At 51.7% G+C, this 25,450-nt stretch carries 27 protein-coding genes and 1 pseudogene; 17 read left to right on the top strand and 11 right to left on the bottom strand.

The window, feature by feature from the left end; translation table 11 throughout:
• Positions 1–129: 129 nt before the first annotated feature.
• Entirely contained in the window at positions 130–1,035 is a 906-nt protein-coding gene (locus tag O3S68_RS08520; protein ID WP_269231279.1) for an NADP-dependent oxidoreductase, read from the bottom strand.
• A gap of 603 nt (positions 1,036–1,638) precedes the next feature.
• Between O3S68_RS08520 and O3S68_RS08515 the strand changes: the two genes are divergently transcribed.
• A complete protein-coding gene (locus tag O3S68_RS08515) occupies positions 1,639–2,175 on the top strand; it encodes a dihydrofolate reductase family protein (protein ID WP_269231278.1) in 537 nt (178 codons plus the stop codon).
• Between the two features lie 109 nt (positions 2,176–2,284).
• On the opposite strand, the gene O3S68_RS08510 is transcribed toward O3S68_RS08515, so the two are convergent.
• Positions 2,285–2,737, bottom strand: coding sequence for a GNAT family N-acetyltransferase (locus O3S68_RS08510; protein WP_269231277.1), 453 nt, complete (start codon positions 2,735–2,737; stop codon positions 2,285–2,287).
• A 273-nt stretch (positions 2,738–3,010) separates the two neighbouring features.
• Positions 3,011–3,886, bottom strand: coding sequence for a LysR family transcriptional regulator (locus O3S68_RS08505; protein WP_269231276.1), 876 nt, complete (start codon positions 3,884–3,886; stop codon positions 3,011–3,013).
• Between the two features lie 108 nt (positions 3,887–3,994).
• On the opposite strand from O3S68_RS08505, the gene O3S68_RS08500 reads away from it, so the two are divergent.
• Positions 3,995–4,861 carry an SDR family oxidoreductase gene (locus O3S68_RS08500; RefSeq protein ID WP_269231275.1) on the top strand — a complete coding sequence of 289 codons (867 nt, stop codon included), beginning with the start codon at positions 3,995–3,997 and terminating at the stop codon, positions 4,859–4,861.
• 28 nt (positions 4,862–4,889) lie between these two features.
• On the opposite strand, the gene O3S68_RS08495 is transcribed toward O3S68_RS08500, so the two are convergent.
• Complete coding sequence (locus O3S68_RS08495; RefSeq protein WP_269231274.1) at positions 4,890–5,834, bottom strand: AraC family transcriptional regulator; 945 nt, start codon at positions 5,832–5,834, stop codon at positions 4,890–4,892.
• Between the two features lie 94 nt (positions 5,835–5,928).
• Here O3S68_RS08495 and O3S68_RS08490 point away from each other — a divergent pair, with 94 nt between their 5' ends.
• Positions 5,929–6,699: an SDR family oxidoreductase gene (locus tag O3S68_RS08490; RefSeq protein WP_269231273.1), complete on the top strand. Its 771-nt coding sequence runs from the start codon at positions 5,929–5,931 to the stop codon at positions 6,697–6,699.
• Between the two features lie 233 nt (positions 6,700–6,932).
• Positions 6,933–7,526, top strand: a pseudogene (locus tag O3S68_RS08485) (LysR substrate-binding domain-containing protein); the annotation flags it as partial.
• 172 nt (positions 7,527–7,698) lie between these two features.
• On the opposite strand, the gene O3S68_RS08480 reads toward O3S68_RS08485, so the two are convergent.
• Positions 7,699–8,535, bottom strand: a complete 837-nt coding sequence (locus tag O3S68_RS08480; RefSeq protein WP_269231272.1) for a MipA/OmpV family protein — start codon at positions 8,533–8,535, stop codon at positions 7,699–7,701.
• Positions 8,536–8,741: 206 nt separating this feature from the next.
• Here O3S68_RS08480 and O3S68_RS08475 point away from each other — a divergent pair, with 206 nt between their 5' ends.
• The 4 genes from O3S68_RS08475 to O3S68_RS24280 all read left to right on the top strand — a co-directional run bounded on the left by O3S68_RS08475 (position 8,742) and on the right by O3S68_RS24280 (position 11,840).
• Positions 8,742–9,419 carry a response regulator gene (locus O3S68_RS08475; protein WP_269231271.1) on the top strand — a complete coding sequence of 226 codons (678 nt, stop codon included), beginning with the start codon at positions 8,742–8,744 and terminating at the stop codon, positions 9,417–9,419.
• A complete protein-coding gene (locus O3S68_RS08470) occupies positions 9,419–10,807 on the top strand; it encodes a sensor histidine kinase (protein ID WP_269231270.1) in 1,389 nt (462 codons plus the stop codon). Before O3S68_RS08475 ends, O3S68_RS08470 begins: the two co-directional genes overlap by 1 nt.
• A 50-nt stretch (positions 10,808–10,857) precedes the next feature.
• On the top strand, positions 10,858–11,295 hold the full coding sequence (locus O3S68_RS08465; protein WP_331275942.1) for a hypothetical protein: 438 nt from the start codon (positions 10,858–10,860) through the stop codon (positions 11,293–11,295).
• Positions 11,296–11,636: 341 nt separating this feature from the next.
• Entirely contained in the window at positions 11,637–11,840 is a 204-nt protein-coding gene (locus O3S68_RS24280) for a barstar family protein (RefSeq protein WP_052679781.1), read from the top strand.
• Between the two features lie 289 nt (positions 11,841–12,129).
• Here O3S68_RS24280 and catA read toward each other — a convergent pair whose 3' ends face one another.
• On the bottom strand, positions 12,130–12,807 hold the full coding sequence (gene catA, locus O3S68_RS08460; RefSeq protein WP_269231268.1) for a type A chloramphenicol O-acetyltransferase: 678 nt from the start codon (positions 12,805–12,807) through the stop codon (positions 12,130–12,132).
• 385 nt (positions 12,808–13,192) lie between these two features.
• Complete coding sequence (locus O3S68_RS08455; protein ID WP_097407517.1) at positions 13,193–13,696, bottom strand: DUF1003 domain-containing protein; 504 nt, start codon at positions 13,694–13,696, stop codon at positions 13,193–13,195.
• Positions 13,697–14,133: 437 nt separating this feature from the next.
• Between O3S68_RS08455 and O3S68_RS08450 the strand changes: the two genes are divergently transcribed.
• The 3 genes from O3S68_RS08450 (at position 14,134) to O3S68_RS08440 (ending at position 16,550) form a co-directional block, all read left to right on the top strand.
• Entirely contained in the window at positions 14,134–14,574 is a 441-nt protein-coding gene (locus O3S68_RS08450; protein WP_269231267.1) for a GNAT family N-acetyltransferase, read from the top strand.
• A 225-nt stretch (positions 14,575–14,799) separates the two neighbouring features.
• Positions 14,800–15,543: an SDR family oxidoreductase gene (locus tag O3S68_RS08445; protein WP_269231266.1), complete on the top strand. Its 744-nt coding sequence runs from the start codon at positions 14,800–14,802 to the stop codon at positions 15,541–15,543.
• 149 nt (positions 15,544–15,692) lie between these two features.
• Positions 15,693–16,550: a hypothetical protein gene (locus O3S68_RS08440; RefSeq protein WP_269231265.1), complete on the top strand. Its 858-nt coding sequence runs from the start codon at positions 15,693–15,695 to the stop codon at positions 16,548–16,550.
• 44 nt (positions 16,551–16,594) lie between these two features.
• On the opposite strand, the gene O3S68_RS08435 is transcribed toward O3S68_RS08440, so the two are convergent.
• Positions 16,595–17,044, bottom strand: coding sequence for a carboxymuconolactone decarboxylase family protein (locus tag O3S68_RS08435; RefSeq protein WP_160270775.1), 450 nt, complete (start codon positions 17,042–17,044; stop codon positions 16,595–16,597).
• 445 nt (positions 17,045–17,489) lie between these two features.
• On the opposite strand from O3S68_RS08435, the gene O3S68_RS08430 reads away from it, so the two are divergent.
• Together O3S68_RS08430 and O3S68_RS08425 are read left to right on the top strand one after the other, a co-directional pair.
• Positions 17,490–18,059 carry a TetR/AcrR family transcriptional regulator gene (locus tag O3S68_RS08430; RefSeq protein WP_269231264.1) on the top strand — a complete coding sequence of 190 codons (570 nt, stop codon included), beginning with the start codon at positions 17,490–17,492 and terminating at the stop codon, positions 18,057–18,059.
• Between the two features lie 59 nt (positions 18,060–18,118).
• Entirely contained in the window at positions 18,119–18,595 is a 477-nt protein-coding gene (locus tag O3S68_RS08425; RefSeq protein WP_017456351.1) for a nuclear transport factor 2 family protein, read from the top strand.
• 110 nt (positions 18,596–18,705) lie between these two features.
• On the opposite strand, the gene O3S68_RS08420 is transcribed toward O3S68_RS08425, so the two are convergent.
• Entirely contained in the window at positions 18,706–19,431 is a 726-nt protein-coding gene (locus O3S68_RS08420; protein ID WP_269231263.1) for a type 1 glutamine amidotransferase, read from the bottom strand.
• 115 nt (positions 19,432–19,546) lie between these two features.
• Between O3S68_RS08420 and O3S68_RS08415 the strand changes: the two genes are divergently transcribed.
• The gene (locus O3S68_RS08415) at positions 19,547–20,314 is read left to right on the top strand and encodes an AraC family transcriptional regulator (RefSeq protein WP_269231262.1); all 768 of its coding nucleotides are present in this window, start codon (positions 19,547–19,549) and stop codon (positions 20,312–20,314) included.
• Between the two features lie 49 nt (positions 20,315–20,363).
• Here O3S68_RS08415 and O3S68_RS08410 read toward each other — a convergent pair whose 3' ends face one another.
• Positions 20,364–21,269, bottom strand: coding sequence for a LysR family transcriptional regulator (locus O3S68_RS08410; RefSeq protein ID WP_269231261.1), 906 nt, complete (start codon positions 21,267–21,269; stop codon positions 20,364–20,366).
• A gap of 203 nt (positions 21,270–21,472) precedes the next feature.
• On the opposite strand from O3S68_RS08410, the gene O3S68_RS08405 reads away from it, so the two are divergent.
• A complete protein-coding gene (locus O3S68_RS08405) occupies positions 21,473–21,766 on the top strand; it encodes a DUF1330 domain-containing protein (protein WP_020457383.1) in 294 nt (97 codons plus the stop codon).
• Between the two features lie 365 nt (positions 21,767–22,131).
• Here O3S68_RS08405 and O3S68_RS08400 read toward each other — a convergent pair whose 3' ends face one another.
• Positions 22,132–22,938, bottom strand: a complete 807-nt coding sequence (locus O3S68_RS08400; protein ID WP_269231260.1) for an SDR family NAD(P)-dependent oxidoreductase — start codon at positions 22,936–22,938, stop codon at positions 22,132–22,134.
• A 504-nt stretch (positions 22,939–23,442) separates the two neighbouring features.
• Here O3S68_RS08400 and O3S68_RS08395 point away from each other — a divergent pair.
• Positions 23,443–24,525, top strand: coding sequence for an MFS transporter (locus tag O3S68_RS08395; RefSeq protein WP_269231259.1), 1,083 nt, complete (start codon positions 23,443–23,445; stop codon positions 24,523–24,525).
• Entirely contained in the window at positions 24,473–25,429 is a 957-nt protein-coding gene (locus O3S68_RS08390) for a hypothetical protein (protein WP_269231258.1), read from the top strand. Before O3S68_RS08395 ends, O3S68_RS08390 begins: the two co-directional genes overlap by 53 nt.
• Positions 25,430–25,450 lie beyond the last annotated feature (21 nt).

The raw sequence follows: 25,450 nt of genomic DNA, 5'->3' as shown, positions 1-25,450 counted from the left end.
TTGTCTATGCCTGACAACCGATAACCTCAACCTGATGACTGTGCATTGCATGGCGGAAGGCACCGAGGCTGCACCCGAATTGAAGAGCGAGACGTGACGGGTAACCCATTGCTTCCGGCAAGCTGCACTTCAGCAAACCTTGATGATGAGTTTGCCGGTCACGTGGCCTTGTGCACTTTCCCGATGTGCATCGGCAGTCTGTTGCAGTGGGTATACGCCCGCAATATGAAGTTTAAACAGGCCATCAGCACAGAGACGGGCAATATTTGCGAGGATCAGCTCCGGGTATACAGGCGGGCCGTGGGAAAATTTCGCGCCATACTGCTCTGCAGATAAATCCGCGACGGAAAGCACGCGAGCGGGATGTCCCACGATTGAAATTAATTCAGGTATGACCCCGGAACCCGCAACGTCAATGGCCGCATCAACACCTCCCGGCGCTAAGTGAGTTATTCGTTCCTGTAAACCGGGACCGTACGTGGTCGGAATGGCGCCTAATGAGGCGAGATAGCCATGCTTGGGGGAGCTTGCTGAACCAATAACGGTTATGCCGCGCAGGCAGGCAAGCTGGACGATAGCCGTTCCTACACCGCCTGCCGCCCCGCTAACCAGCAGCGTCTGCCCCGTTTTTATATTCACTTCATCGAGTGCCCGGCTGGCCGTATCAGTCATTACGGGCAAGCCTGCTGCCACCGCAAAAGATACTGCAGCGGGTTTGACCGCCCAGTGCGAGAGGATGGCTTTCTCCGCGACGGTGCCATCACCAAAACCGAATACCGCATCGCCGATGGCAACGCCGGAAACGCCATCGCCAATCTCATCAACAATGCCGCTGGCCTCCACGCCCACCGTGAGTGGCAACACCCCATCTTCGAATGCCTGATACTGGCCCTCTCTGCGTTTCCAGTCCGATGGATTCACCCCGGCATAATGCACCGCAATACGAATCTCGCCAGGCCCGGCGTGAGGAACAGGAATTTCATCAACGCGTAATTCATCAGGCCCACCGAAAGCGTGATAACGGATTGCCTTCATCGTGTTACTACCATCTACACACACAGGAGCAGAAAAAGCAGGAAGAGAACGGACAGATAACTGCGGGTCAGAATTTGAGTTTGACATAGGTACGCTCCGTTTATCGTGCCGCTACCAACGGGTAGCGATAAGCGCTTTCGCCATGTCATGGCAACAACGCGATTGATTTCGAAGACGCTGGTCAAACTGTAAGGAAACAGAATCGACGTGTACGCGATTAATTCAGCAGCAGAAAGATCGTTTTTCGCGACGTGCCGGTGAGCCTACTCAGGTGTAAACAGGCTGTCAATAGCCCCCTGGCGATTGCTTTTTTATGTCGTCAGTCAGGGCATCATTGATAAATACTGACTGCCGACATGCCTGCCCCTTGACCAGTTGCTGAGTGCCAGGAGCGGGCGTTGTTAACATGGCGATAGGTTACTTTATGGGTAGCAGATCACGGCTTTTCGCTCCATCCTGGACTCAACACCACACGATTTTTTGCCTTAATCCATAATGGGAACGTTGCTGCTCTCATGCTACGTTTTTCCGCAGGGAGCAGGCCAATATCGCTCACATCCCTAAACTCTACGGGATATATGCAACCTGAATACGGAGCATCTGATGGTCACCACACATGTTTTTATCGCGGTCAGTCTTGATGGTTATATCGCCCGACAGGATGGCGACATCGACTGGTTGTTGCAGCGCGATGACCCGACAGAAGATCATGGCTATGCAGCATTTATCGCGGACAAAGATTGGATCGTTATGGGGCGGGGCAGCTATGAGAAGGTGCTGACCTTTGACGAATGGCCTTATGATCGACCCGTGCTGGTGCTCTCCCGACAGCTAAGCGATACTCCCGTGCCCGAGCAGCTGAAGGGCAAAGTGCAGTTCTCATGCCGCACGCCAGGGGAGGTGCTTACTGACCTGGCGGCGCAGAACGCGCATCGCGTCTATATCGATGGCGGGCAGGTAATACAGTCGTTCCTGCGCGAAGGTCTGGTCGCCGATATCGTTATCACTACCGTTCCTGTCCTGCTCGGTTCGGGAAAACCGTTGTTCGGAGCCCTGAATAGGGATATAGAGTTGACTCTGTTATCAAGCCGCAGCTTCCCTTCGGGTCTGGTGCAGTCGCACTATCGGCTGACGTCATAAACCGCCTGTAAACTTAGCGGCGATCTCCGCTAAAGCGAGAGTACCGCCCGCTACCAGCGGTACTGTTTTACTTCAACGACCTTGCCTCAGCTCACTGAAAAGGAGTGCATTATTCAGCGTCGACGTATGGCCATATATAGTGATTATCAACGCCTTCAGCTCGCTCAAACATGAACCCTAAAGCGCGGTAGAAATCATTCGCCGGACTTGCTTTCAACGCGATGAGTCGGATAGCTTTCCCTGGATGTCTGGCTTTTTGCTGTATGCGCTGCACCACCTCTTTTCCCACGCCCTTACCCTGAAATTGATTTTTGATATAGAAGTGATCCAGATAGAGGTACGTCGGGAAATCCCGCAGCACGTAAAATCCCACGATCTCATGCTGGTAGCAGATGATGAACGTCTCTTTATCCGTAAATGTCGAAAGGAAGCGTTCGCGTGCTCTGATGGGATCGAATCTGTTGATCGCCTCAAGACTCGGGCGCATTGCCTCAACGCGGAGTTCAGCCAGCATTGAGGCCTCATCAGCAAGCGCAGGGCGAATATGGAGATTTAAAGGCAAAGTAACCTCTCCTGGTGGTGATTTTCTACGCAGAATAACACTCTCTTACCAGACACCAGACACCAGACACCAGACACCACACGCCACACGCCACACGCCACACGCCAGCACAGCACAGCACAGCACAGCACAGCACAGCACAGCACAGCACAGCACAGCACAGCGTGAGAATTCGCTCGTGGTTGGGCAATCAACAATAATGCCCTCACAGCGCAGTGCTAAATCTGTTGCTTAACAAATAGTTATCTCCGGTTAATACCCGAATCGGCTGGTTCAGACAGAGAACCAGCCGGTGGGATAGTGCTCGCAAATAAACTCCACGAAAGCCTTAACTTTGGGGCTCTGAAGGCGACGGGCGGTGTGCAGCACCCAGAGTTCAGTCAATGTATCGGCTTCTCCCCAGCACACCAGCTCACCTTTTTCCAGTTGCTGGCTGACAATGGATTGCGGAAGCATCGCCGCGCCGGCACCTGCCAGCACGGCGTCGCGCAAGGTCAGCAGGGAAGAGAGGCGCATCACTGGTTGCGGCGCGAAACGACGCTTCCCGCCCTGAACGGTCCAGAGCTCGCCGTCCGAATAAGTTGACATCACAATTGCCGGGATCGCAGGCGCGCTTTGCGCATCGCTGAGCGGCATCTCAAGCGCGGGAACCGCCACCAGCGCCAGTCTGTCTCTGGCAAACTGTCTGCCAACCAGCGTGCTGTTTTTGTGCGGATTAATACGGATCGCGACATCAAAATGCTCATCCACCAGATCGCTGATTCGATTTTCAGAAATCACTTCAACGTAAATGCGAGGGTAGCGGCGGCGAAACTCAGCCAGAAGCTGCCCGAGAGCGAGTTGCGAAAAGAGCAGCGGGGCCGCAATACGCAGCCATCCCGCGGGAGTTGCCGACGCTTCCCGCGCGGATTCGACCGCTTCATCAATGTCACGGATTGCGCCAACGGTGCGTGACAAAAGGCGTTCACCCGCCTCAGTGATGTGCAGCCTCTGCCCGCCGCGTTCAATAAGACGCACACCGAGCGCCTCTTCAAGATCCGTCAGCCTGCGTGACAGGGTTGCTTTGGGCTTTCCGCTGGCGCGACTGGCCGCGCCGATCCCGCCCGAGGCCGCGATGAGGTGGAAATCTTTTAGGGCATTAATATCCATGGGGTGTCTCATTTATGGAACGAACCATCTAAAAAATAGCATCTTCAAAGCGAAAATGGATCGCGATAGTGTTTGTTCACACCAACCAAACACCACGGAGTAAATACCATGACCATCCTGATCACCGGAGCTACCGGCCGCGTCGGCCGCCATATTGTTAACCAGCTTCTTCGCCGCGGCGCCGATTTCCGCGTGCTGACCCGTGACCCCGCAAAGGCCGGTTTTGCCGAAAATGTGGAGGTTGTGAAAGGCGATATGCTGGATATCGACGCCTTGCGCGCCGACTTCAGCGGCATCAAGACGCTGTTTTTACTGAATGCGGTCACGAGCGACGAATATACCCAGACGATGATTACCCTCAACATTGCCCGCGAGTGCGGCGTTGAACGCGTGGTTTATCTCTCTGTCTTTGGCGCCGATGTTGCCGTGAATGTGCCGCACTTCGCCGTGAAATATGGGGCCGAGCGCATGCTTAAAGCAATGGACTTTAGCGCCACGATCCTGCGGCCTACCTACTTTATTGACAATGAGGCCATGATTAAGGATGTGGTCATGAACCACGGTGTTTATCCGATGCCGATCGGCGGGATTGGCCTGGCGATGGTCGACACCCGCGATATCGCTGAAGTGGCGGCTATAGAACTGATACGACGCGATCGGGCGAGCGAAAAACTGCCTGTCGAGACGATTAATCTTGTCGGCCCCGATACGCTGACCGGCGAGAGCGCCGCCGCCGTATGGAGCGAGGTACTGGGCCGCGAGATTATCTACGGCGGAGATAATCCGGGTGCATTTGAAGCAAGCATGGCGGAATTTATGCCGAAATGGATGGCCTACGAAATGCGTCTGATGGCTGAGCGCTACGTCAGCCACGGCATGCTCCCGCAGGATGGCGACAGAGAGCGACTGGTCACGCTTCTTGGCCGCCCGCTGCATACTTACCGCGACGTCGTGACGGCACTTGCCGCGCAATAAAATACCCTTCTGGCACGCGGGCGTGGGCTTAAGGAAAAGCCTGCTCCCTGCTTAACGCCGGGGAACGCGTTTGCGGGATCTCATTCTGGCGTCTGAAAACGCCTGGTGGAACGCCCACATAGTGCGTGAATGCCACGTTAAAGGCGCTCGCAGACTGATAGCCGACGTGAAAGGCAATTTGTTCGATTTTCTCTTTGCTGCTGACCAGCGCTTTTTTCGCTAACGACATGCGCCAGAAGAGAAGATATTGCCCCGGCGGCATCCCGACTGTCTCACTGAAAGCGGCAAAAAAAGCCGAGCGGGACATGGCGGCGTGGCGGGCGAGCTGGGCGATTTGCCACTCAACGCCCGGTTTTTCATGGATCAGATGCAGCGCGACGGCGATCTTTTCATGTTGCAGCCCTTTCAGGATGCCAGCCGTTTTCGGCAGATCATCATTACTGCGTAACGACTCGACCAGCAGCAGCTGTAAAAGCCGCATTAATACCCCGTCGCGCCCTGGTCGCCTGGCCCGGCTTTCATCCAGCAGAAGTTCAAGCAAGGTGGCGAAACGCCGTTGCCCTTTAATCAGGATCTCATTTGGCAGCAAAGAGACGATGAGTTGCTTATCCGGCGTATCGAATTCACAGTGGCCGACAGTCATGATCAGATCGGCGGGTCCGCTGGTTGCGCCAATCCGCACATGCCCTTCGCTGATAATCGTAGGCGTTGTGATGTCAGTTGAGCCAGCTCCGCCCGCGTTGGTGTTCTCGAAAACGTACGCGGCGGGTATCAGAATAAAATCACCGGCAACCAGCAACGTTGGTCCTTTGCCGTTAACAGTGATCAGGCATTCGCCTTCCAGTACGGCGCAGTAAAAGGCCTCTCCGCCAGATTCCCGAACAATACGCCACTGGCCGCGCCCTTCAACGAGTTTTGAATGCGATGGCCTGGGGTTGAGCAGGGCAACAATATCGGTCAACGGATCTGACATTGGACGATCTCTAAAATTTACGGGACGTTTGATTATATATTGTCCGGCTGGTGGCCGCTATGATCGCTGCTCTTGCCATCAAAGAGGATCACATATGTCTACTGTACTGATTACCGGTTGCTCTTCAGGTTTTGGTCTTGCCGCAGCAAAACTTTTTTTACAGCAGGGCTGGGAAGTGATTGCCACCATGAGAACGCCTGACCCAACTTGTTTGCCTGCAAGCGATAAACTGACGATCCTGCCGCTCGATATTACTTCCGCGCAGAGCATTAACCATGTCGTGAAAGCGGCGGGCGCGATTGATGTTCTGGTGAACAATGCGGGTTTTGGCGCACCTGTACCGGTCGAACTTACGCCGCTTGCCACCGCGCAGCAGTTAATGAACACCAATGTGCTGGGGACGCTGTCATTAACCCAGGCGTTTCTGCCGCTGATGAGAGAGAAAAAATCAGGGGTGATCATTAACGTCTCTTCATCCGTAACGACCCGGGCGATGCCGCTGATTGGCCTTTATCGCGCCAGTAAAGCGGCGCTGAATGCATGGAGCGAGTCACTCGCCATTGAAGCCAGGCCTTTTGGTATTCGTGTTCACGTAGTGTTACCGGGGCGCTCCCCGGAAACGAAGTTTGGCGAGAATGCGCGCGCCTATTTTGCAGGCATCGATGATCCCGCCTATGGGCAAATGGTGCAGGAGTTTATCCAGCGTGTGGGCGATAGCAACGCGCCCGTGACGCATGCGGATGATGTCGCGAATGCCATTTTCGCGGTTGCGCGGGATGCCAGTGCGCCGCTCTATACTGCGGCGGGTGAAGATGCCCAAATGATGCTGAAAGAGGCACAGCATCGCTCACCCTTCACTTACTAACGACTGCGAACGGGAACGGGAGTGGTAAAGACGATCAAAGAGGGGATATTCCCCTCTGAGCTTTAGCAAAGTGCGATGGCTGCCGTTCCCCATCTCTTCACCGCGTATCAGGCTGGCGAGGATGTTTTGCAAGGCCGCGACAATTAGCTTTTTGATCCCGGAAAAGAGGCCGCGCGGCGCGTACCAGGCGTGGATGCGTGAAGTAACGGCGCCTCAACTGGCTGGCGACTCCGCTGGTTATTCGCTCAGCCGAGTGGTTTGCTAATTATGTTCTGGCCCCTGTGCTGGTCGAGCTGACGCGCCGCCATCCAGCGATTGTGCCGGAAATTATCGCCAGCTACCGCTTACTTAATCTGTCGCGACGTGATGCCGACATCGCATTTCGCATCGTTCCCTTTACCGAACCGGACATTGTTCAGCGCCGGTTGATGAGTATGCCCTACGCGCTGTATGGCATGCCGGAAATCGCGCATCTCGCCGGACACGACCCGGCTGCTGTGGGGCTTATTCTTATGAATACGGCACAATCCCACTTTTCTGACGTTGCCTGGCTGCTTGACAGATTTCCGCAGTCGCGGCGTGTATTTACCAGTACCAGCCGGGCCGTTCAGGCACAGATGTGCCAGCGGGGAATGGGGATTGCTGTTTTGCCACGGCCTCTTGGCGATGCCATCCCCGGATTGCAGAGCATTCGCATGCCGGAACCGCCGCCATCCAAAGATATCTGGGTGGGGTATCACTATGATCTGCGCCATATGGATCGCCTGCGGGTCATGCTGGATATCGTCGATGCCTTGCTGGCGGATCCCGCCCCGTCCGCAACGTGAGCCTGCTCTTCTGCTGATGCGCCAGCTAACAGGTTTTATCCGGGTCCGGGGCAGATGCTTTTGGATCTTCACTGTATTGAGTTGCGCCCCGTTCGCTGAACCGGGGCGGAACGAATGCCTGTTTATTGGCTGTGCGCAGCCATAAGCGGGCGGTAAGCGTGTTGAACAACGATCAGAAACGATATGTCACCAGCAGGCTTCCTGTGGGCGATGTGTTTCGTTGCACAATCGGGCTATTGCGCGCAGCACCCGTCAACTGCGTAACGCCTGCTGCGGCAACCACGCTCCAGTCCTGGTTGAACTTGTGTGTCCAGGTAAGATTCGTTGACCAGGCATAAATTCCCGATCCGGCATCATATTGAGTAAACCCCGAGGCGGCCGACTGGGATGCACTGACCCCGTAGTAAGTCTGCATGTACTTTTCCGTTCCCCAACTGCCGGTCAGCGCCAGCGTCACGGAGTTGTTCGATGAGACATAGAGCGGGCTATTGATGCCGAAATGCAGGGCCGCACCATTGCTTCGCTGCGAAACCGGCACCTCGGCCTGCAATTGCACATTAAGCCAGTTGGTCACCCCGTACCCCACGCCAAGCACACCAAGAGCCGAGCCTTTGACGTCGCCCATACCGCGCAGGTAGTCGCTGCCGTCGCTTAGCGAGTCGCTGTCCGCATCGCGATCCTTGCGGCCTGCGCGATAGCTCAGCGCCGCGTTGTAATCGAACTTGCCGATGTTGTTGCCGTAGCCGATGCCCCGCGTGGTGCTGACGAAGAAACCATTTGCCATTGTGTAATCAAGCACCAGGGCTGTTGTGACGCGGCTTTTATCCGCGCCAGAATAGCGCGGCGTAACATTCGCGCCGCCTCCCAGGGTCAACGCATTGCCCGGATCCTGTTCTGCCGCCAGTATCGGGGTGGCCAGTAACGCCAGGACCGCGCCCGGCAACATTTTTTTCAGGCTGCGCCCCGAAAGTGGAAGGGGGAACTTATGACGCAGTTTGATGTTTCTCATTAAAGAAGTCCTTGTGGATTCAAATGATTACGATACAAGCGGGTGTTAAACGCCAGAACGCTCATTTTGCATGCGCCCCCTAAAGTTCTCGTGAGCCAAAAATGAAGAAAGGATGAAGCAAGTACAGGTGCTGCAAAGCTGATAGATTTCCTGCTACCGTTTTTTTCTTCAGACGTTCTTCATTCACTGTTGATACCGTAACCATTGTGAAAATTCTCCTAATCGAAGACGACCTGGATCTCGGCAATGGCGTGCGTATTGCTCTTGCAGATCAAGGATTTGATGTCATATGGGTTCGCCGCAAAGAGGATGCGCTGCATCAGCTTGATGCCTGCGTGCCTGAACTTGTGTTACTCGACCTCGGCTTACCCGACGGTGATGGCATGGGCCTGATGGCGCGCTTGCGTCAGCAGCTCAAGGGCATCCCCATCATCATCCTGACGGCGCGCGGCACACTGCACGATCGCCTCTCCGGGCTGGACGCCGGTGCCGACGACTATCTTGTCAAACCGTTTGTTCTCGCCGAGTTGCTGGCCAGAGTGAGAGCGCTTGCGCGCCGCAGTTACGGTTTTGAGAACGAGGCGATTGAGATTCGCGGCTTATCGCTTCATGTGCCGACGCGACGCGTGACCGTGAATGCACGGCATGTTGAGTTGACGGCAAGTGAATACGCGCTGCTTGAAACGTTGATGTTGCGCAGCGATCGCGTGCTGACCCGCAGTTTTCTGGAAGAAAGGATCTTTGGCGCAAAAGAAAATATGAGTAATGCGCTCGATGTGCATATGGGGAATTTGCGTCGCAAAATCGGCGACGGCTATGTGCGAACGGTGAGGGGCGTTGGGTATGTCATTGATACCGTCCCGATCCTGAAGGGGGCAGGTTGATGCGAAATTTTTGGCGCCATCTGAGAACCCCAACGTTCGTACGGCGTATTATGGTAGCTCAAATGCTACTGCTCACACTGCTCTGGTGTCTTTTTCTGACTTACGTTTTGTGGGAGGACTTGCGTAGCCCGCCGATATTAACGGGCAGCAAGACTTACGAAACCATTTTTACTGTCGTTGAGAGTATGGAGGATCGCCCGCAGGAGCGAACGCATGTGCTGGCTGCGCTCAGTAAAGCGGTGCGGGAAGATTACGGTGGCGGTGAAGATCCAGAACTCTCCATCAGCCTTATCGTGCGCAAGAACAAAGCGATAATTTATGCCTCTGATGGCGCACCGACCGGGGTGACAAACACCCGCGATGGGAAAATTGAGCGAGTTCAGAGCGAAGGGCGCGCCTGGACCAGCCGTACCCTGACGTCCGCGAACTCCGACACGGAGGTCACACTCATCACCCCTGCCGGAGGCTGGAACTTCTTTATCTACCTGAATTCGCGTGGCTACTACGTCATGCCGCTACTGGTATGCATTCCTTTTCTTTTGTTTCCCGCGTGGTTGTCCATCCGCATTGCGATGCGCCCGTGGAATCGGGTGGTCAATGAAATCTCCCTACGCACGCCGGACGATCTCTCGCCCTTAAAAGCCGTGCCAAAGCACAGGGAGCTTCGCCAGATGGTCGACGCTGTGAACGGATTTCTTGCCAGGGTGCGGGAAAGCACGGAACGGGAACGCGTTTTCATTGCCGATGCCGCCCACGAGCTGCGTACCCCGCTGGCTGCAATGCGAATCAATGTTGAAGCTTTGCAGTCCTATGTCAGCAGTGACAGTCAAAAAGAGTTACTGGCAGGGATTATTCGCAGCAATAGCCGTGCGGCTCGTCTCGTCAATCAGTTGCTGCTGATGATGCACAGCGAAGCGCGCATTGACATGGTTATGGAGCCTGTGCCGCTGACGACGCTTATACAAGAGCGAATGGCCGGGCTGGCGCCGCTCGCGGCTGAGCGCAGGATAGAGCTTGAATTCTACGCTGAAGATGAAATCTGGATAACAGGTGTCCGCGAACGGTTGATGTCGCTTATCGATAACCTTATTGAAAATGCCGTGAAGTACAGCCCTGAGGGCGGACGGGTCGAGGTGGAGTTACGATCCTTAAATAATTCCACGCAGTTACGTGTTTCAGATGCCGGGCCAGGCATTCCGGTTGAATTGCGGGAGCGCGTGTTTGACCGGTTTTTTCGCGATCCTAATCAGATGCAAAGCGGGAGTGGGCTGGGGCTTGCCATCGTCAAAGCGGTTGCGCAGCAACACAACAGCAGCGTAAGTCTCACTACGTCTGCAGAAGGCGGACTGATGGTTACGGTTGATTTCCCAGACCACAAGTCCGCCTGAACGAAAGCGCAACGCTGATCCCGACCCGGCGGAGGGCATCTACCTGAACCATGGAGTTAAAAGTGAAATACGTTGCCCTGGCAGGCCTGTTGTGTTCCCTCGCACTCAGTGGGTGCGCCATAACCGTCAGCGAACTTAAAAGCAGCCAGTCCTCTTTTGACGGCAGTTTCATAAGCCACGCAGGGGCTTCTGATACCTATCGAATCATCAGGCACATGGCAAGGCAGTGCCTCGAATATGAGGCATATTCAGGAAATCCGGTTATCGTATTAAGCGAGTTTGACGTTGAGCGCAAAAAAGGGGAGATCAATCAAAAGCTCCTTTCACAAGGGTTATTGATTAATAACACGTTAATTGAGATCGAAAGCCGGAATGGCGACAACACGCAGGTCAGCCTTTACACCACCAAAAATCTCCTGAGCGCGGGCATCCGCTCGCCAAAGATAAGTGATATTAAGCGCTGGGCTGGCGGCGATAAAACGTGCTAGCACGACACTCGCGTCTCACTCAGCACTACCGTGAAGTGCCCCGGCTCATATGACTTGCGCCACACTGATTAACACACCGCAAATTGCGTAATACCTTCGTCAGGAGGGGAACCACTGCGAACCTCCGCTTCTGGTGATGAGCGGAGATGCCTGTCTATGGCTGACTGCTTCGTGCCTGAAACGTACGTTGGAAACCATCACGCGATTAAATAGAGGATCTCGGTTCCAGGAACGGATACTCATATTCCATCGCTGAAATTAATGATTATGGGTTAAGATAGTGAGATCCAGGATATAGTGGACCGTAAGCCTTCCCTCCAGGAAGTAAAGGATAAAATTTAATGTCTTTTAAATTCTATGAAAAATACCCATCTTTAGATATTTCTCAGGTCTTTTGCGCGCGAATCGATCCTGAAATACGACTGAGTTCGGAATTACTCAAAAGCTTTTATTATTTGCTGTGGTTTCCCGGATATTTTGGATTCAACTGGGATGCATTAAACGATTGTTTATGTGATTTTAGCTGGATTGATAGTAAAAAATAGCCATCATTCATGAGAAAACCCCCGAGTTACCTGGTGAGGAGAAAGTGATTTATCTCGATATTCTTAATCATGCCATTTTATCCTGGAAAGAGGATAAAATGGCATGATTTTGACGTTTATTTTAAGCAGGAGGACAAAAATAATATCGAAGAGTTACTTGCGCTTGCAAGGAATAATAAAGAGTCCAAAGGATAATTCAAACATGCCAAAGCTCTCTCCGTTTCAGCTTTAGCGCCGACGTCGTGCTGTATGCCCCAGGGAAAAGGATATTTACCCGTGTTCTGGCGCATTACGCTTCGGGTTCCCCTGAATGTCGCAATAAGTCATCGCACATAGTTTGTAACTCATTGATTAGTCTTGATACATGGAAGCCATCGCAAACGGCATGATGTACCTGGACGGCGAGAGGTAACAGTACTTTTTCACCTTGTTGGTAATATTTTCCAATCGTGAACATGGGGGCGAAAAAGTTCTGCATGTTTGCAATATTAATATTAAAACCAGTAAAACTTACCCAGGGATTTGCAGATACGAAAAATACGTTTTCCCGAGACTCTTCTTTAGGCAGATAGGAGAGGTTATTGCCATAGCGTGCGACGTCTTCGGAATAAATATCCAGGAAGTGATGAATATTGCCATCGTAGTGACTCCATAATGACGAAAAAGTCTCTGTTTCATCATGGAAAATCGTATAGCATGGGTGAATATCATTCCAGATGACAAGCTCATTGTCTTTTATAGCCATACGAAATTCTGTATGCTTGTTTACTATTTTAGCAATGAGAAAAATTAAAGTAGGATAAATTTTCCAGCCAACCGCCTTTATATGTTTTAACAACGCGGTAATATCTAATTGTACAGTTTGACTAAATGTACACTGAGCAAGGGTCTGAAATGCCTCAAAATGCTCCTTCCTTGCCCAACGAGATAGGTCGACAGTTGTATATTCTGGAGTTGTTTTTTTCATTTTTAGCCTTTGGTCACCAATAATGAATAATGTTTTTCCGGTAGCCTAAGATTTTTCTATAAATTAATCAAGTGTATAGGCCAGGAACCTTCCTCGTAGCGAACGAAATTATTAAGAGTGAGTGTATCTATCTTCATACGGGAAGAAACAGTACGTAAATTTTCCAATATCCAAATAATGAAAGTAGATTGTGCAATATGCAGTATTTTCGTAACGACAAAAAGTCGCCGAATATCCGCTCCTCGCTAAATACGGCCTGTCATGCCTGCTCAGGGAGCAGGCTTAGCGGGGCATTTTCGTGATACTGGCGAAGTGAGCGGATCGCTGCCATAACGCCCGACGTCTGCCAGCAGATCTCACGGTGGCATCAGTCACCACGAGATATTTACTGCTGCTGTTTGTGAAGCTCACGCTGTGCAAGCTGTAAGGTGATTGTTTCGATACGCTCGGCCATTTCCCGGGTCATTTCGGTCAACTGAGTATTTTGTTTTAGCAATTCCAGCAGTTGTGCCGACTGCTCCTCGGCGAGGATCTGGCGTTTCGTCATTGCGTCGTCCAGATCTTCGCGGTGTTGTGCATCCGCCAGCGCATGAGCCTGATCTCGCTCCGCCTGCCGGGTTTGCGCCAGCAGGATCAGCGGCGCGGCATAAGCAGCCTGAATGCTGAACGCAAGATTGAGGAGAATAAAAGGATAGGGATCAAACTTCACGACACCAGCCACGTTCAGAATAATCCACACGATCACAACGATAGTCTGTCCAATCAGAAATATCGGCGTACCGAAAAAACGAGCGAACGCTTCTGCTTTCAACGCAAACCACTCGTCGCCAAAAGTATGCGTAATGCCTTTCAGGGGGCGATATAACCGAAATTTTTTATCTGTGTGCATATCATAGACTTCCTGCTGGGGGAGGTTGCCAGAATCGCCGAAACTTATTTCATCATTGGACACTAAAGCCCAGTCGTACAAAAATATACGTCACGGATGTTATACGTCAGGTAAAGCGCCTGCATAAAGCGTATCAACCAGCTCACTCCATCCACATTATCCCATCGCCAACTGGATGGTTCGCGGCCGGCAAGCTCGCCCGGAACACCCCGAATGATTACTGATGCTCCTCAATGATTAACAGGCGCCAGTAACGGTGGGATAAACGGCGAACTCCCGTTTTTCACTCAGAGCGCATATCATCTCTTCCGGCGCTGCCCGCTTCGTGGCAGAAACGGATATTAGCGTTCCGGGACTTTTAAGCCTGGAAGCAGCGCCAGGGGCCAAAATCAGCTTTGTTATTATGGAATTAACACTTACTCATCAAGGTATATGACATGTCGTTTAAGGTACGTGAAGCTAACGCTAAGGATTACGATGCATGGTTAAAGCTCTGGAACGGATATTTGCAATTTTCTGGCAGTACGCTGAGCGATGATGTTACCTCATCGACCTGGCATCGGGTGCTATCTCCAGACTCTGATGTCATCTGCCGGCTTGCGGAAGCCGAACAAGGCGTGGTTGGTTTTGCGATGTGCGTGTTGCATGAGGGAACATGGGTAACACAGCCTCATTGTTACCTTGAAGATCTTTTTGTTGATGAAACTATGCGCGGCCTTGGCGCGGGAAAAGCGCTGATTGAGGCGATATGTGAGGAAGCCCGGACGAAGTCATGGTCGAAAGTCTATTGGGTTACCAGAGAGTCCAATCCGGCCCGGGCACTGTATGATAAGCTTGCCGTGCTGGATAATTTTGTCCGCTATACCGTCAAGTTGTAAATACAGGACTACCTGAACCCAAATTACAACTTCGGGCAAATCACCGTCCGATGATATTTTTGTGGGCGGCCTTGCGCCAGAGGCGAAAGTCGCTAATTCCCTTGTTCTCTTCACCAGTTTGTCGCGCCGTTTATTTATTAAAAATGGCACTAACGGAAAGATGTCATTCAGTCTCCTCATGTATATCTCCATCACACATATCCATTAAGAAAAGGAGGCATGAAGATGCTGAGAGGTAAAAGAGCGGTTATTACCGGTGGCGGCGGGGGATTTGGCCGGGCGCTGTGCGTGTGGCTGGCGCGAGAGGGCGTCGAGGTGAATTTTTGCGCGCGGCGGGCTGATGATATGCAAAAAACTTGCAGCATCATTACTGCCGAAGGCGGCATTGCAAAAGGGTATATCTGTGATTTAACCCGGCCTGAGTCCCTTTCTTCGTTTTCTTCACCGTTATTAACTTCAGACAAGCCCATCGACATTTTAATTCTCAATGCCGCCCAGTGGTTGTCAGGGACACTGGACGATCAGCCTGATACAGAAATTATCACTACCATCAGTTCAGGACTTACGGGGTCGATTTTACTGACGCAGGCATTGCTGCCTGGATTAAGACGTTCAGAAGGTGCTGATATCGTCTCCATTATATCTTCATGCGCGATCCCGCATTTTACGGATTCAATTGCGCATCCCGCTTTTTTTGCCAGCAAGCATGGGCTTAGCGGGTTTACAACGAAACTGTCACAGCAGTTATCTGAAGAAAATATACGCGTAACCGGGCTGTACCCACCGGATTTCGAACTGACCGGGTTAGATATGGCTGTCGATAATCGCTCCAGAATGGGGGAACGACTACTGGATGGGCGATCGATCTGGGAAACGATTCGTTTTGTGCTGACTCAACCGCGCAGTTGCCATATCAGTAGCATCTACTTTCAGGGGCCAACGCGCGAAGATCTTAGTAGTCGGGGCTGAGCCCGCTGATGCTAAACAGAACGGCCACCGTTCACTAAAGGCCGTTTATGTAAAGTAGAGATGCTTCAGTGACTGCAAATCACTTGTCCGTAGTCGCCGTATAAAGTTAAGGTAATAGCATGTAATTATCACTTGCGGCCATAATTCTGATGCGTAGATCTACGGATTATGTTCTTAAAGAGCAACCGCTTTTTCGCGACAAACGTTTTATTTTTCTGGGCGAATCCATACATGGTGTGTCGGAATATACTCAATTAAGAAAGGATATAGCGGAGCGCTATTTTAAAAATTCGGCTGTATTAATTTTTGAAGCGGATAGTAAAGGGATGTTATTTTCGCATCAACATAATGAATCTGCCATTTGCCGACTTCAAAACTTCCCCACGATATTACGTACGCAGGAAACCTTAAATTTACTGACATGGGCTATATCGCGGCAAATTCCTTGTCTTGGAATTGACGCTATTCCTCGTCGACCTGTAACTGCCTTCCCCCCGGAATGGCAACCCATTCAACAACGAGAAAGGGATGAATATTTCAGGGCCCGATCGGGAAGACACTTTTTTGCATGGCGTGACTTCCGCATGGCTGAAAATTTGATCAACTTCACTTCAGCGTATCCAGAACACCGGATGTTAATTATGCTTCACAATCTTCATATAAAACGGCGCGGTAGCTTTGAGAAGGCAGAATTACAGTTAAAATCCGTCCGAGAATATTTTGAGGATGCATTTCCCTTGCAAAGTCATTCTATTGCTCAGCTTGCCCAACGCGGTAGTGCTTTACACAATGATTTAACGCTATTTAATTTTCAAATTACCGATCCACTCTCGGTCGAACTTTTATCCGGTGCGGCGGCATACACTTTGCTTACAGCGCAACAAATACCGGATGTCAGCACTGCCTGGCATCATGCTTTCGAACGTGAAACCGTCACACCCAAAAATCAGTATGAGGGGTGTTTTATCTTTAAAGAGGTGCATCCCCCGATAATTATTTCATTATAAAATTCAGAATATTATGTATAACCTCGCTTCGCCAGCACCGCATTTCAGGCTTTAGCGAGCGGCTTCATGCGAAAACTGATACCCATACGATTAATGGCATTCATAGTGGCAATAACAATGGTCAGTTCAACCAGATCTTTTTCACCGAATACAGAAAGCGCGGCGGAATAGGCTTTATCGCAAGCGTGTGTTTCACTGATACGGGTAATTTCTTCTGCCCATGCGAGCGCCGCTTGCTCTGTTTCCGAGAATAAATAGGTCGCTTCGCGCCAGACAGGCACCAGAACTATCTTTTCGATGGACATACCAGCCTTGATAAGGTCGCGAGTATGTATATCAATGCAGTGCGCACAACCGTTAATCTGTGAAACGCTTAAAAAAATTAAGTGAATAAGATCAGCGGGTAAATTTGTCCCGGTAGTAGCGTAATGATGGAGCGCTCCGATAGCCTTTCCACCTTCAGCAGAAACCTGAAACCAGTTTGGACGCTTCATACTTGTCTCTCCTTTTGAAATTGTTGAGTCGCTCTCTGTTTATTATTCCGATGTCATAAAGCGCCATTACGACGAATTTGAATCGGCACATCTGCTCTGACGTTGTGATATTAGCTATTCATGACATAAATAAAAGAGACAAATACTGAGTAAGAAGGTAGGACATTCAGCGCGGGAATTTCTGCCAGTTAAACAGAGAAAACAGTCCGTTGAAGATGATTCCCCGGAATGATAAAACGCACGATTAATATCCGCTCTCCACTCATGACAGACGTTCAATTCGACGCGTTCGGCGTCTTCGTGCCCGTAGAGTGCGCCTCCAGCTCATCTGCGCTTTAAAAACAGCTAGTGGTTCGTTATCACTCACGGACGGCTTTTTTCTTTTTCGAAAGTTCTTTCTGAGAAAAGGGTTGACGAGGTAGAACGATCGTTCTACCTTTATCGCATGAACAAGAAAACGACCGATACCCGAGAAAAAATCCTGTCTACCGCAGAGCAATTGATCTATCAAAACGGTATTCATGCCACCGGCATGGACCTTCTGGTCAAGACCTCAGGCGTAGCAAGGAAAAGTATTTATCGCTATTTCGCGACCAAGGATGACGTGGCAGCCGCCGCGTTGAATGAGCGTGATGAACGCTGGATGCACTGGTTCAGAACCGAATCTGATAAAGGCGATACCCCTCAGGATCGCATTTTGAATATGTTCACTGTCCTCAGGGGCTGGTTTGAATCAGAAGGCTTTCGTGGTTGTGCATTTATCAACACAGCCGGAGAAGTGGGGAACCCTGACGATCCCGTTCGCCAGATAGCAAAGCTGCATAAACAAAAATTGCTGGATTACACGCTCGAACTCACTGAGCAATTAAATATCGGGCAACCTGTCGCGCTGGCCAGACAGCTACTGATTCTGCTGGAGGGCGCTATCACCATGTCGTACGTAATGGGCGATTGCAGCGCCGCCGATAGCGCAAAGGACGTGGCGAAAATCTTGCTGGAACAGGCCTCTTCATAACGCCTGCGTATCAAAAAATGATTTCTACTCATATATCCGAATTTACAGGAGGCTTCACCATGTCCGAAACGCAAACCCGCCCGCCACTTCCGCCTTTCACTCGCGAGTCAGCGATTGAAAAAGTGCGTCTCGCTGAAGATGGCTGGAACAGCCGCGATGCTGAAAAAGTTTCACTGGCGTACTCACTGGATACCAAATGGCGTAACCGCGCCGAGTTTGCCAATAATCGTGAAGAGGCCAAAGCATTCCTGGCCCGTAAATGGAAAAAGGAACTTGAGTATCGTCTCATTAAAGAGTTATGGGCGTTTGACGGCAACCGTATCGCGGTCCGGTACGCTTACGAATGGCGTGATGACTCAGGCAACTGGTTCCGCTCTTACGGCAACGAAAACTGGGAATTTGAAGCCGATGGCCTGATGAAACGCCGCTTCGCCTGTATCAATGACATGCCTATCAAAGAGAGTGAACGCAAATTCCACTGGCCGCTGGGACGTCGTCCGGATGATCATCCGGGGTTGTCGGAACTGGGTCTGTAAATTTGTCGCTAAGCCCCCGGATACTGTGGTAGCCAGGGGCTTTTCTTAACGTAAAAATAACGCCAGATGTTCATTAACATCAGGAGTCGGTTCCGTTGAGATGAATGCCGTCATGCGTTTGACTGGGCGTAACGTGACGCAAGTTTGTCGAGAAAGATGAATAAGTTTCTGTTCATTTCGCTGTAATCCGTCGCCCGCAGTTCGTCTGCTGACTGAACGAAACGATATTCAGCGGCCCGGCGTAAATCGTTTTCGGAATGAGCAATCAACAATTCGACGACCTCCGGTGTCAGTTCCATATGGCACTGAAACCCGTAAACCCGATCAGAATACGCGACGATCTGGCGTGGACATCCCTCGCTCCAGGCGATAATTACCGCCTCAGGCGTAAGCCCCGGCATATCGTTATGCCAGTGACCTACGTTAAGGGTATTGCCGAAGTGAGAGAACATCTCGTTCAGCGCTCCCTTCTCAGTCATAAAAATGGGAAACGTGCCAATCTCTTTTTCCGGACTGTGAGCAAAAGGGGCGCCCAATGCTTCGCCAATCAGTTGAGCGCCCAGGCAGACACCGATGACGGCTTTACCTGTGTTCATCGCCGAGGCAATCAGCGCCTGCTCAGCGTGAGAGTCAAAATGCGCGCACTCTTCCACACTGACGGAGGGATCCTGGGGACCGCCCATGACCACCAGCAGATCGATGTCCCGTGCATCTGCGGGAAGTTTTTGACCGGCATAAACGCGGGAAAAGGTGATCTGATGGCCGCGACGCGTGGCCCAGATTTCGTAAGCGCCGGGCGCTTCGAAACGTTCATGAACAATGAAATGTACTCGCACAGATGTATGCTCCTGTAATACGGGTCATAAAGTTAATTAAGCGCACGTTACCCGCCAACATTATCGCGCGGGTAAGATCAGCCAGGTCATGGTAAACAAGAGGTTCTCATCTGAAATGCCAGTCAGCATTGATAAAACGCCAAGACATAATGAAGCGACGGGTTGGTCAGGCACGGCCATTTCTTACCGCCGTGGAGAGGTTGATCCCCCGCATTACCATCTTGAAGGGCAGCTATTATTTGCTACCAGAGGGGTAATGCTGGTTGAAGCCGCTGACAGACAGTGGGTTATTCCCCCGCAGCGCGCCCTCTGGATCCCCCCGTTTATGGTTCACTCTTATAGCGTTCTGTCAGATACGGAATTACGGGCGGTCTATGTCAGCAGTAGCCTGATTGCGGCCTGTACAAACTTCAGCAGGAACAGCCAGGTTCATACCATTAGCGCGACGCCACTGGTGAAAGAACTCATAAATGGCCTTTTTACGGGTGAATATAACGCGCCGATAAAGCGAAAAATGGCGCTTTTACTGCTGGAAATCCTCAGCGAGACCCCCTCCGGGGGCGCGGAACTTCCCATGCCGCGTGATGCGCGTTTATTTCGTGCCGCAAGAGAGTTGGTGTTCAGTCATCGCTGGAGCGCGTCACTGATTGACCTGGCTGACATTGCCAACATGTCGGAACGGACTTTTTCTCGCCAGTTTTTACGGGACACCGGGTTCAGCTTCCGGACATGGAAACAGCGAGCCAGAATATACGCATCCTTAGATCTCCTCGCTGATAACATCCCTGTGAAACAGATCGCCTACCAGCTCGGTTTCTCATGCCCGGCGGCGTTTTCTGCGGCGTTCCGTTCAGTGATGGGGACAACGCCCGGCGAGTTTTAACCGGGCTGCGACGGGGAAGGGCAATAACAACCAATTATGAATGCCGGTATCAGTCAAAGTAAGGTTTTAACATTTCTTCGGTCCAGTTCATAAACGCTCTTACACGCTGCGACAAGTTGCGCCGGTGCGCGACAACAAAAAACGCAGTGAGCGGCGCGGGGCGAAACTGGGGCAACACTTCAACCAGTGCACCGCTTTTGATGTAGGGTAAAAGTGAGGAATAGCCTCCCTGAATTAAACCTAACCCCGCCAGCCCCGCCTCATGATAAGCCGGTACGCTGTTGACTCTTATGGTGCCTGGTAACATCACTGAGTGGTAACCATCGCCTGCCGGATATTCCCATCCGTCAGGTTTCGAACCAAAGTTGCGCATATAGTGAACCATCCTGTGTCCCTGGCTGAGAAGATCGTCAATCGTCTGCGGAACACCGAAGCGATCAAGATAGCGCGGACTGGCGGCGTTGATCATGCGCAGATGCCCCAATGGCCGTGCAATAAGCGTTTCATCAACAACGGGGCCGAGGCGCACAACGCAGTCAAATCCTTCCTGAACCAGATCGACACGGCGGTCAGTACTCGAAAGTTCAATTTCCAGTTCAGGATGTGCTTCCAGCAGCTGTGGCAGAGCAGGGATCACCACGCTTTGTGCCAGTACCGCTGGCATATCAACGCGAATCCTCCCCCTTAATGACTGATCGCCGTGAGAGAACATGGATTTCAGTTCCTCAGCCTCCGAGAGAAAATCGCGGGCGCGCGAATAAAAAATCCGCCCGTCTTCAGTCAACTGTACCGTCCGCGTTGTCCGGTGCAGTAGCGTAGCGCCAATTTCCTGCTCGAGTTCACGGACCACCAGTGAAGCGCGTCCTTTCTGGATGCCCAGACTTTCGGCTGCCTGCGTAAAGCTCTTCATTTCCGCCACGCGCGCAAAAATGATCAGTGGCTCCAGATTTTTCATTGTTCACCTTTTGGGTAACAGTACGTTATTTTTTCCGCTATTTATGGCCATGTTAATACTTAATAGACTGCTTTCACACCGCGTAATCGCACAACGCTGTCTGGATGCATTGAAGATCAATCATCCCCTGAAAAGGCTTTTACGTTCTCACTTGTCTATGTACTTACGCTGGCATATCCAGCCGCTAACGAAGGATAAAACCCATGAATAAAGGTTATCTCATCGCCCATGTAACCGTTTCAGATCCCGTTGCCTACGCTGAATATGCCAGAGCGGCGGCGGCGGCCATGCAGAATTTCGATCCGAAGATCATTGCCTGGTCCGGGCAGTACGAAAACCTTGAAGGAGAGTCGCATGAACGGCATGTCGTTTTTGAGTTCGATTCTTTTGCGGAAGCTAAACGCTTTTATGAAAGTCCGGAATACCAGGCCGCAAGATCACTACGTTCAGGGGCTGCCAGCGGAACGTTTGTACTGGTTGAAGGCACCGGGCTTTAACGCGCCGGGTTTCAGGTCCGTGAGTTCATGGATAGAGGCAACGCGGCCCTTAAACAAGGGGGAGGTTAATCCCCCGGTATCCTGATAAACAGGATGGCCTGCTGCCTCGAACATAACCGCAGTCTCCGCGCGGCCGGTGACGCTTCGTTCAGTTCATCGGCACGCCTGCATATGACATCGACTGTGATGGCAAGCCGCTCTTGCTGTCACCGGCTCTCCCGCAGCCAGGTATTCTCCTCCTGCACAACGCGCGCGGGATTATTGCCCTGGCAATGGGCGTCAGCGCTGTTTATTTCGCTGGCCCGGGCATGCTGATTAGCGGGTTCAGATTAACCCCTCTCACACCTTCTTTTGAGGGGGAACATTCACATAAATCTGTCTGCGCCACCTGATGCTTCAATGGTCTGCCCGGTAACAAACTGATTCCTTTCGGAGAGCAGAAAGGCGGCAATTGCCGCGATATCTTCAGGCAGCCCAAAGCGGCCTACCGGCGTTTTCTCTTTTCCCAGTAATGCCATGACGTAGTCGTCAGTTTTATCAGCCAGTTCAGGGCGGCGATGGCGGACATTCGGCAGCATATTCTGCGCCCAGTTATCCGTCGCGACAGCACCCACGCCAATCGCATTAACCAGAATGCCATCCGCCGCCACGCTCAGAGCAAGGCTTCGGGTCAGGTTGTTGATAGCGGCGCTCAGTGCATGTGAGACGGTAAGTTGCGGGTTTGGGTAGATGCCGCCAATAGAGGAAATAGTGACAATTCGCCCCCAGTTTCGTCTTTGCATTCCGGGTAACACAGCTTTGCAAAAGCGTCGCATGGCGGAAAATTTGGTCTCGGTCATTAACTGCCAGTCCTCTTCAGTGGTGGTTAACAGCGTGCCTGCATGGGCTTTTCCGGCATTATTCACCAGCAGATCAACGTGCCCAAAACCCTTTTCCGCTTGTTCAACGACCCGCGAGGGCAGGCCGGGATCGGTCACATCCCCGGCAACCGGCAGCGTCGAAACACCATACTTATCGGCGATCTTTTTCGCCGCCAGGATAAGTTCCGGTTCTTGTCTGGAAACCATAACGACATGCACACCATTTGCAGCCAGCTCTTCACAAATACTGAAACCAATCCCGGTTCGCGCTCCGGTTACCAGAGCCACTTTACCTGTCAGTTTTAAATCCATTTTGTTACTCCTCACACTCAGCACCGTTAACAACATGAGAACCATTACTAACTCATCCCGATTTCAGACGCTTGTGCCATATAATTCAGACGTCTGAAAAAAACGCGCAAAGCGTTGGGCGCCGCCTCTGCTTATGCTGCAAAAAAGCGTGAATGTAGAGCGAGGTGTGGTCAGTGCGTACGGAGAACCAGGCGCTTTCATCAGCCAGAATTCTGATGCTGGCGATGATTTGCTGCATGGTGGTCGCGAATATTTATTTTAATCAATCTGTCCTGAATCTGATCGCAGCGACCTTTCCCCATGAATGGGCTGCTGTTTCGTTGATCCCCATGGCCACCCAGTTAGGTTATGCGGCGGGTTTATTCCTGCTGATCCCCTTAGGTGATTATATTGAGCGTCAGCGGCTTATCCTGCGTCAGGCGCAGGTGCTCTTCCTCGCGCTGATCGGCATGATGTTAGCCCCAACGGCGACTGTGCTGGTGTGCTTCTCTTTCCTGACGGGGGATGGCGGCAACCGTTGCCCAACAAATCGTGCCGCTTGCTGCCTCTCTGTCGAAAGTGTCTTCGCGGGGAAAAACGGTAGGCACCGTGATGAGCGGTGTTCTCGCTGGCATTCTTGCTGGCCGGGCTATCGGAGGCCTTATCGGTCAGTATTTCGGCTGGCGTGGCGTCTTTTTTTCCGGCGCGGTCATGACATTGCTGGCGCTATTTTTCATCGCGCGCATTTTGCCTTCTCAGTCATTGCTGACACCCACGTTTCACTATCCGGCGGTGTTACGTTCATTAGGTGAACTGTGGAAAAGCGAGCCGCCGGTGCGAGACGCATTACTGACACAGGCCATGCTGTTTGCCTCTTTCAGCATGCTGTGGACCGTGCTCCCTTTCCGGTTAGCGCATCGCTACGGTTATGGGGCAGGGGTAACCGGAACCCTGGCCGCTCTGGGATTAATCGGTATTTTGTGTGCGCCTCTGGCAGGCAGTTTCAGCGATCGTCAGGGACCATTCCGGATGGTGGTTTTGGGTGTGTTACTCATGCTGTTTGCCTGGGGCGTTCTCTGGGCCTGGAACAGCATGGCGGGTTTGGTGGTGGGCATTTTACTACTGGATGCGGGTGAGCAATGTGTACTGATAGCGAACCAGCACACAATTTATGCTTTGCGCCCGGATGCCAGAAACCGTCTTAATACACTCTTTATGAGCATCATGTTTCTGGGCGGAGCAGGCGGTTCACTGGCTGCCGCCTGGGTTTGGGAGATCACGCATAGCTGGGCGCTGATCTCTTCAGCGGGTGCCGGGCTGGTGATGATGGGGATGTTAATGGCGGTCAGGCGTCAACCTGGTGCATCGTTCCTGGCGGGAAAAACGCTCAAGTTATCCGGTCTTATGCCGTTAGTTATATCGATGTACGATTTCACATCAATAAGCGCAGCGTATCTATTCCGCCGTGTTCCGGATTGTGGGGTACTACGGAAAAAAGCGGTATGGACTCACCGGGGATCCACTTTACATCTCAGGTCTTGGGGAAATGGATTTTATGATTATCACGACATCCACAGCGAAATACACACAGACGCAAAGCACCTCTGAGGATATTTCAAAAACCACTCTCCCCCAGCCTGTACAGACGTCAGCGAAGACGCCGGCGGCATCAGGGCAAACGACTCTCAGCGGTATGGGGCTGCTGATGTCCCGTCTGTTCGGCGATACGGACAGCAACCCGCCTGTACAAACTCAACTGACGAAAGACACGATGGGCATGTCTTCGGTTAATTTTCTGACAAATAATGACCGCAATACGCTGGCCGGGTTGTATGCCCAGGCAAAGCAACAGGGAACGGATCTGCGCTATGTGGACGATCTCGCCCGCGATTTAGGGGATTACCGTATGTTTAATGGCGTGATGGCAAACCTTAATGACGGGAATATGTATGACACCGGCGGGCACGTACTGACTTACAAATTTATTGCAGAAGATGAGGCAACAGCCTCACGTATCCTCAACGGGGGGAAACTATCTGGCTCCGCGCTGGATGAAGGTTTTTTACGCTATGAACTGGACCCGGGATATTCTCCGACGCATTTGGCAAACTTTAACTTTATTGAAAGCATCGTCAATCAGGCCGGCAAAAATGTCGCTGGCATGGAGCAGGTTTCCGACGCGCAGTTTTCGGTTTATCAGCAAAAAGGGAATCAAAACTTTATTGTTGAGGCGGCCAGTGAAGTGACGTTGAAAACGCCGGAGCCTGATTTTGGCAGTGTAAATGGTAAATTCTTTGTAACCGCAACCGGACTGAAACATGGCTTTCGTCTGGAAGGCGGGAAAGTGGTGCAGCATCCCGTAAATTTGTTCGAGAACCTGGCAAAAACGCCAAAAACCTTACTGGAATATTTTTTGAAAGCAGATGAGGCTGATAAAAAGACCACCGGTGTTTCACATCCGCTTTTCAATTTCTTTTATGCTGCTGACCCCTTCGGAGAAAATCAGCAATAACAGGTGGTTACTCAGTTGCTG

The sequence above is a fragment of the Kosakonia sp. SOY2 genome (assembly GCF_027109175.1).
Lineage (GTDB): Bacteria > Pseudomonadota > Gammaproteobacteria > Enterobacterales > Enterobacteriaceae > Kosakonia.
Note: the sequence above shows the minus strand (reverse complement) of the source record. Positions and strands in the feature narration are given on the sequence as shown.

Coding starts and splice junctions, on each gene's coding strand:
- O3S68_RS08520 (WP_269231279.1), bottom strand. CDS start 1,035: ATGAAGGCAATCCGTTATCACGCTTTCGGTGGGCCTGATGAATTACGC.
- O3S68_RS08515 (WP_269231278.1), top strand. CDS start 1,639: ATGGTCACCACACATGTTTTTATCGCGGTCAGTCTTGATGGTTATATC.
- O3S68_RS08505 (WP_269231276.1), bottom strand. CDS start 3,886: ATGGATATTAATGCCCTAAAAGATTTCCACCTCATCGCGGCCTCGGGC.
- O3S68_RS08500 (WP_269231275.1), top strand. CDS start 3,995: ATGACCATCCTGATCACCGGAGCTACCGGCCGCGTCGGCCGCCATATT.
- O3S68_RS08495 (WP_269231274.1), bottom strand. CDS start 5,834: ATGTCAGATCCGTTGACCGATATTGTTGCCCTGCTCAACCCCAGGCCA.
- O3S68_RS08490 (WP_269231273.1), top strand. CDS start 5,929: ATGTCTACTGTACTGATTACCGGTTGCTCTTCAGGTTTTGGTCTTGCC.
- O3S68_RS08480 (WP_269231272.1), bottom strand. CDS start 8,535: ATGAGAAACATCAAACTGCGTCATAAGTTCCCCCTTCCACTTTCGGGG.
- O3S68_RS08470 (WP_269231270.1), top strand. CDS start 9,419: ATGCGAAATTTTTGGCGCCATCTGAGAACCCCAACGTTCGTACGGCGT.
- O3S68_RS08465 (WP_331275942.1), top strand. CDS start 10,858: ATGGAGTTAAAAGTGAAATACGTTGCCCTGGCAGGCCTGTTGTGTTCC.
- O3S68_RS24280 (WP_052679781.1), top strand. CDS start 11,637: ATGTCTTTTAAATTCTATGAAAAATACCCATCTTTAGATATTTCTCAG.
- catA (WP_269231268.1), bottom strand. CDS start 12,807: ATGAAAAAAACAACTCCAGAATATACAACTGTCGACCTATCTCGTTGG.
- O3S68_RS08455 (WP_097407517.1), bottom strand. CDS start 13,696: ATGCACACAGATAAAAAATTTCGGTTATATCGCCCCCTGAAAGGCATT.
- O3S68_RS08450 (WP_269231267.1), top strand. CDS start 14,134: ATGTCGTTTAAGGTACGTGAAGCTAACGCTAAGGATTACGATGCATGG.
- O3S68_RS08445 (WP_269231266.1), top strand. CDS start 14,800: ATGCTGAGAGGTAAAAGAGCGGTTATTACCGGTGGCGGCGGGGGATTT.
- O3S68_RS08440 (WP_269231265.1), top strand. CDS start 15,693: ATGCGTAGATCTACGGATTATGTTCTTAAAGAGCAACCGCTTTTTCGC.
- O3S68_RS08435 (WP_160270775.1), bottom strand. CDS start 17,044: ATGAAGCGTCCAAACTGGTTTCAGGTTTCTGCTGAAGGTGGAAAGGCT.
- O3S68_RS08430 (WP_269231264.1), top strand. CDS start 17,490: ATGAACAAGAAAACGACCGATACCCGAGAAAAAATCCTGTCTACCGCA.
- O3S68_RS08425 (WP_017456351.1), top strand. CDS start 18,119: ATGTCCGAAACGCAAACCCGCCCGCCACTTCCGCCTTTCACTCGCGAG.
- O3S68_RS08415 (WP_269231262.1), top strand. CDS start 19,547: ATGCCAGTCAGCATTGATAAAACGCCAAGACATAATGAAGCGACGGGT.
- O3S68_RS08410 (WP_269231261.1), bottom strand. CDS start 21,269: ATGAAAAATCTGGAGCCACTGATCATTTTTGCGCGCGTGGCGGAAATG.
- O3S68_RS08405 (WP_020457383.1), top strand. CDS start 21,473: ATGAATAAAGGTTATCTCATCGCCCATGTAACCGTTTCAGATCCCGTT.
- O3S68_RS08400 (WP_269231260.1), bottom strand. CDS start 22,938: ATGGATTTAAAACTGACAGGTAAAGTGGCTCTGGTAACCGGAGCGCGA.
- O3S68_RS08395 (WP_269231259.1), top strand. CDS start 23,443: ATGGCGGCAACCGTTGCCCAACAAATCGTGCCGCTTGCTGCCTCTCTG.
- O3S68_RS08390 (WP_269231258.1), top strand. CDS start 24,473: ATGATTATCACGACATCCACAGCGAAATACACACAGACGCAAAGCACC.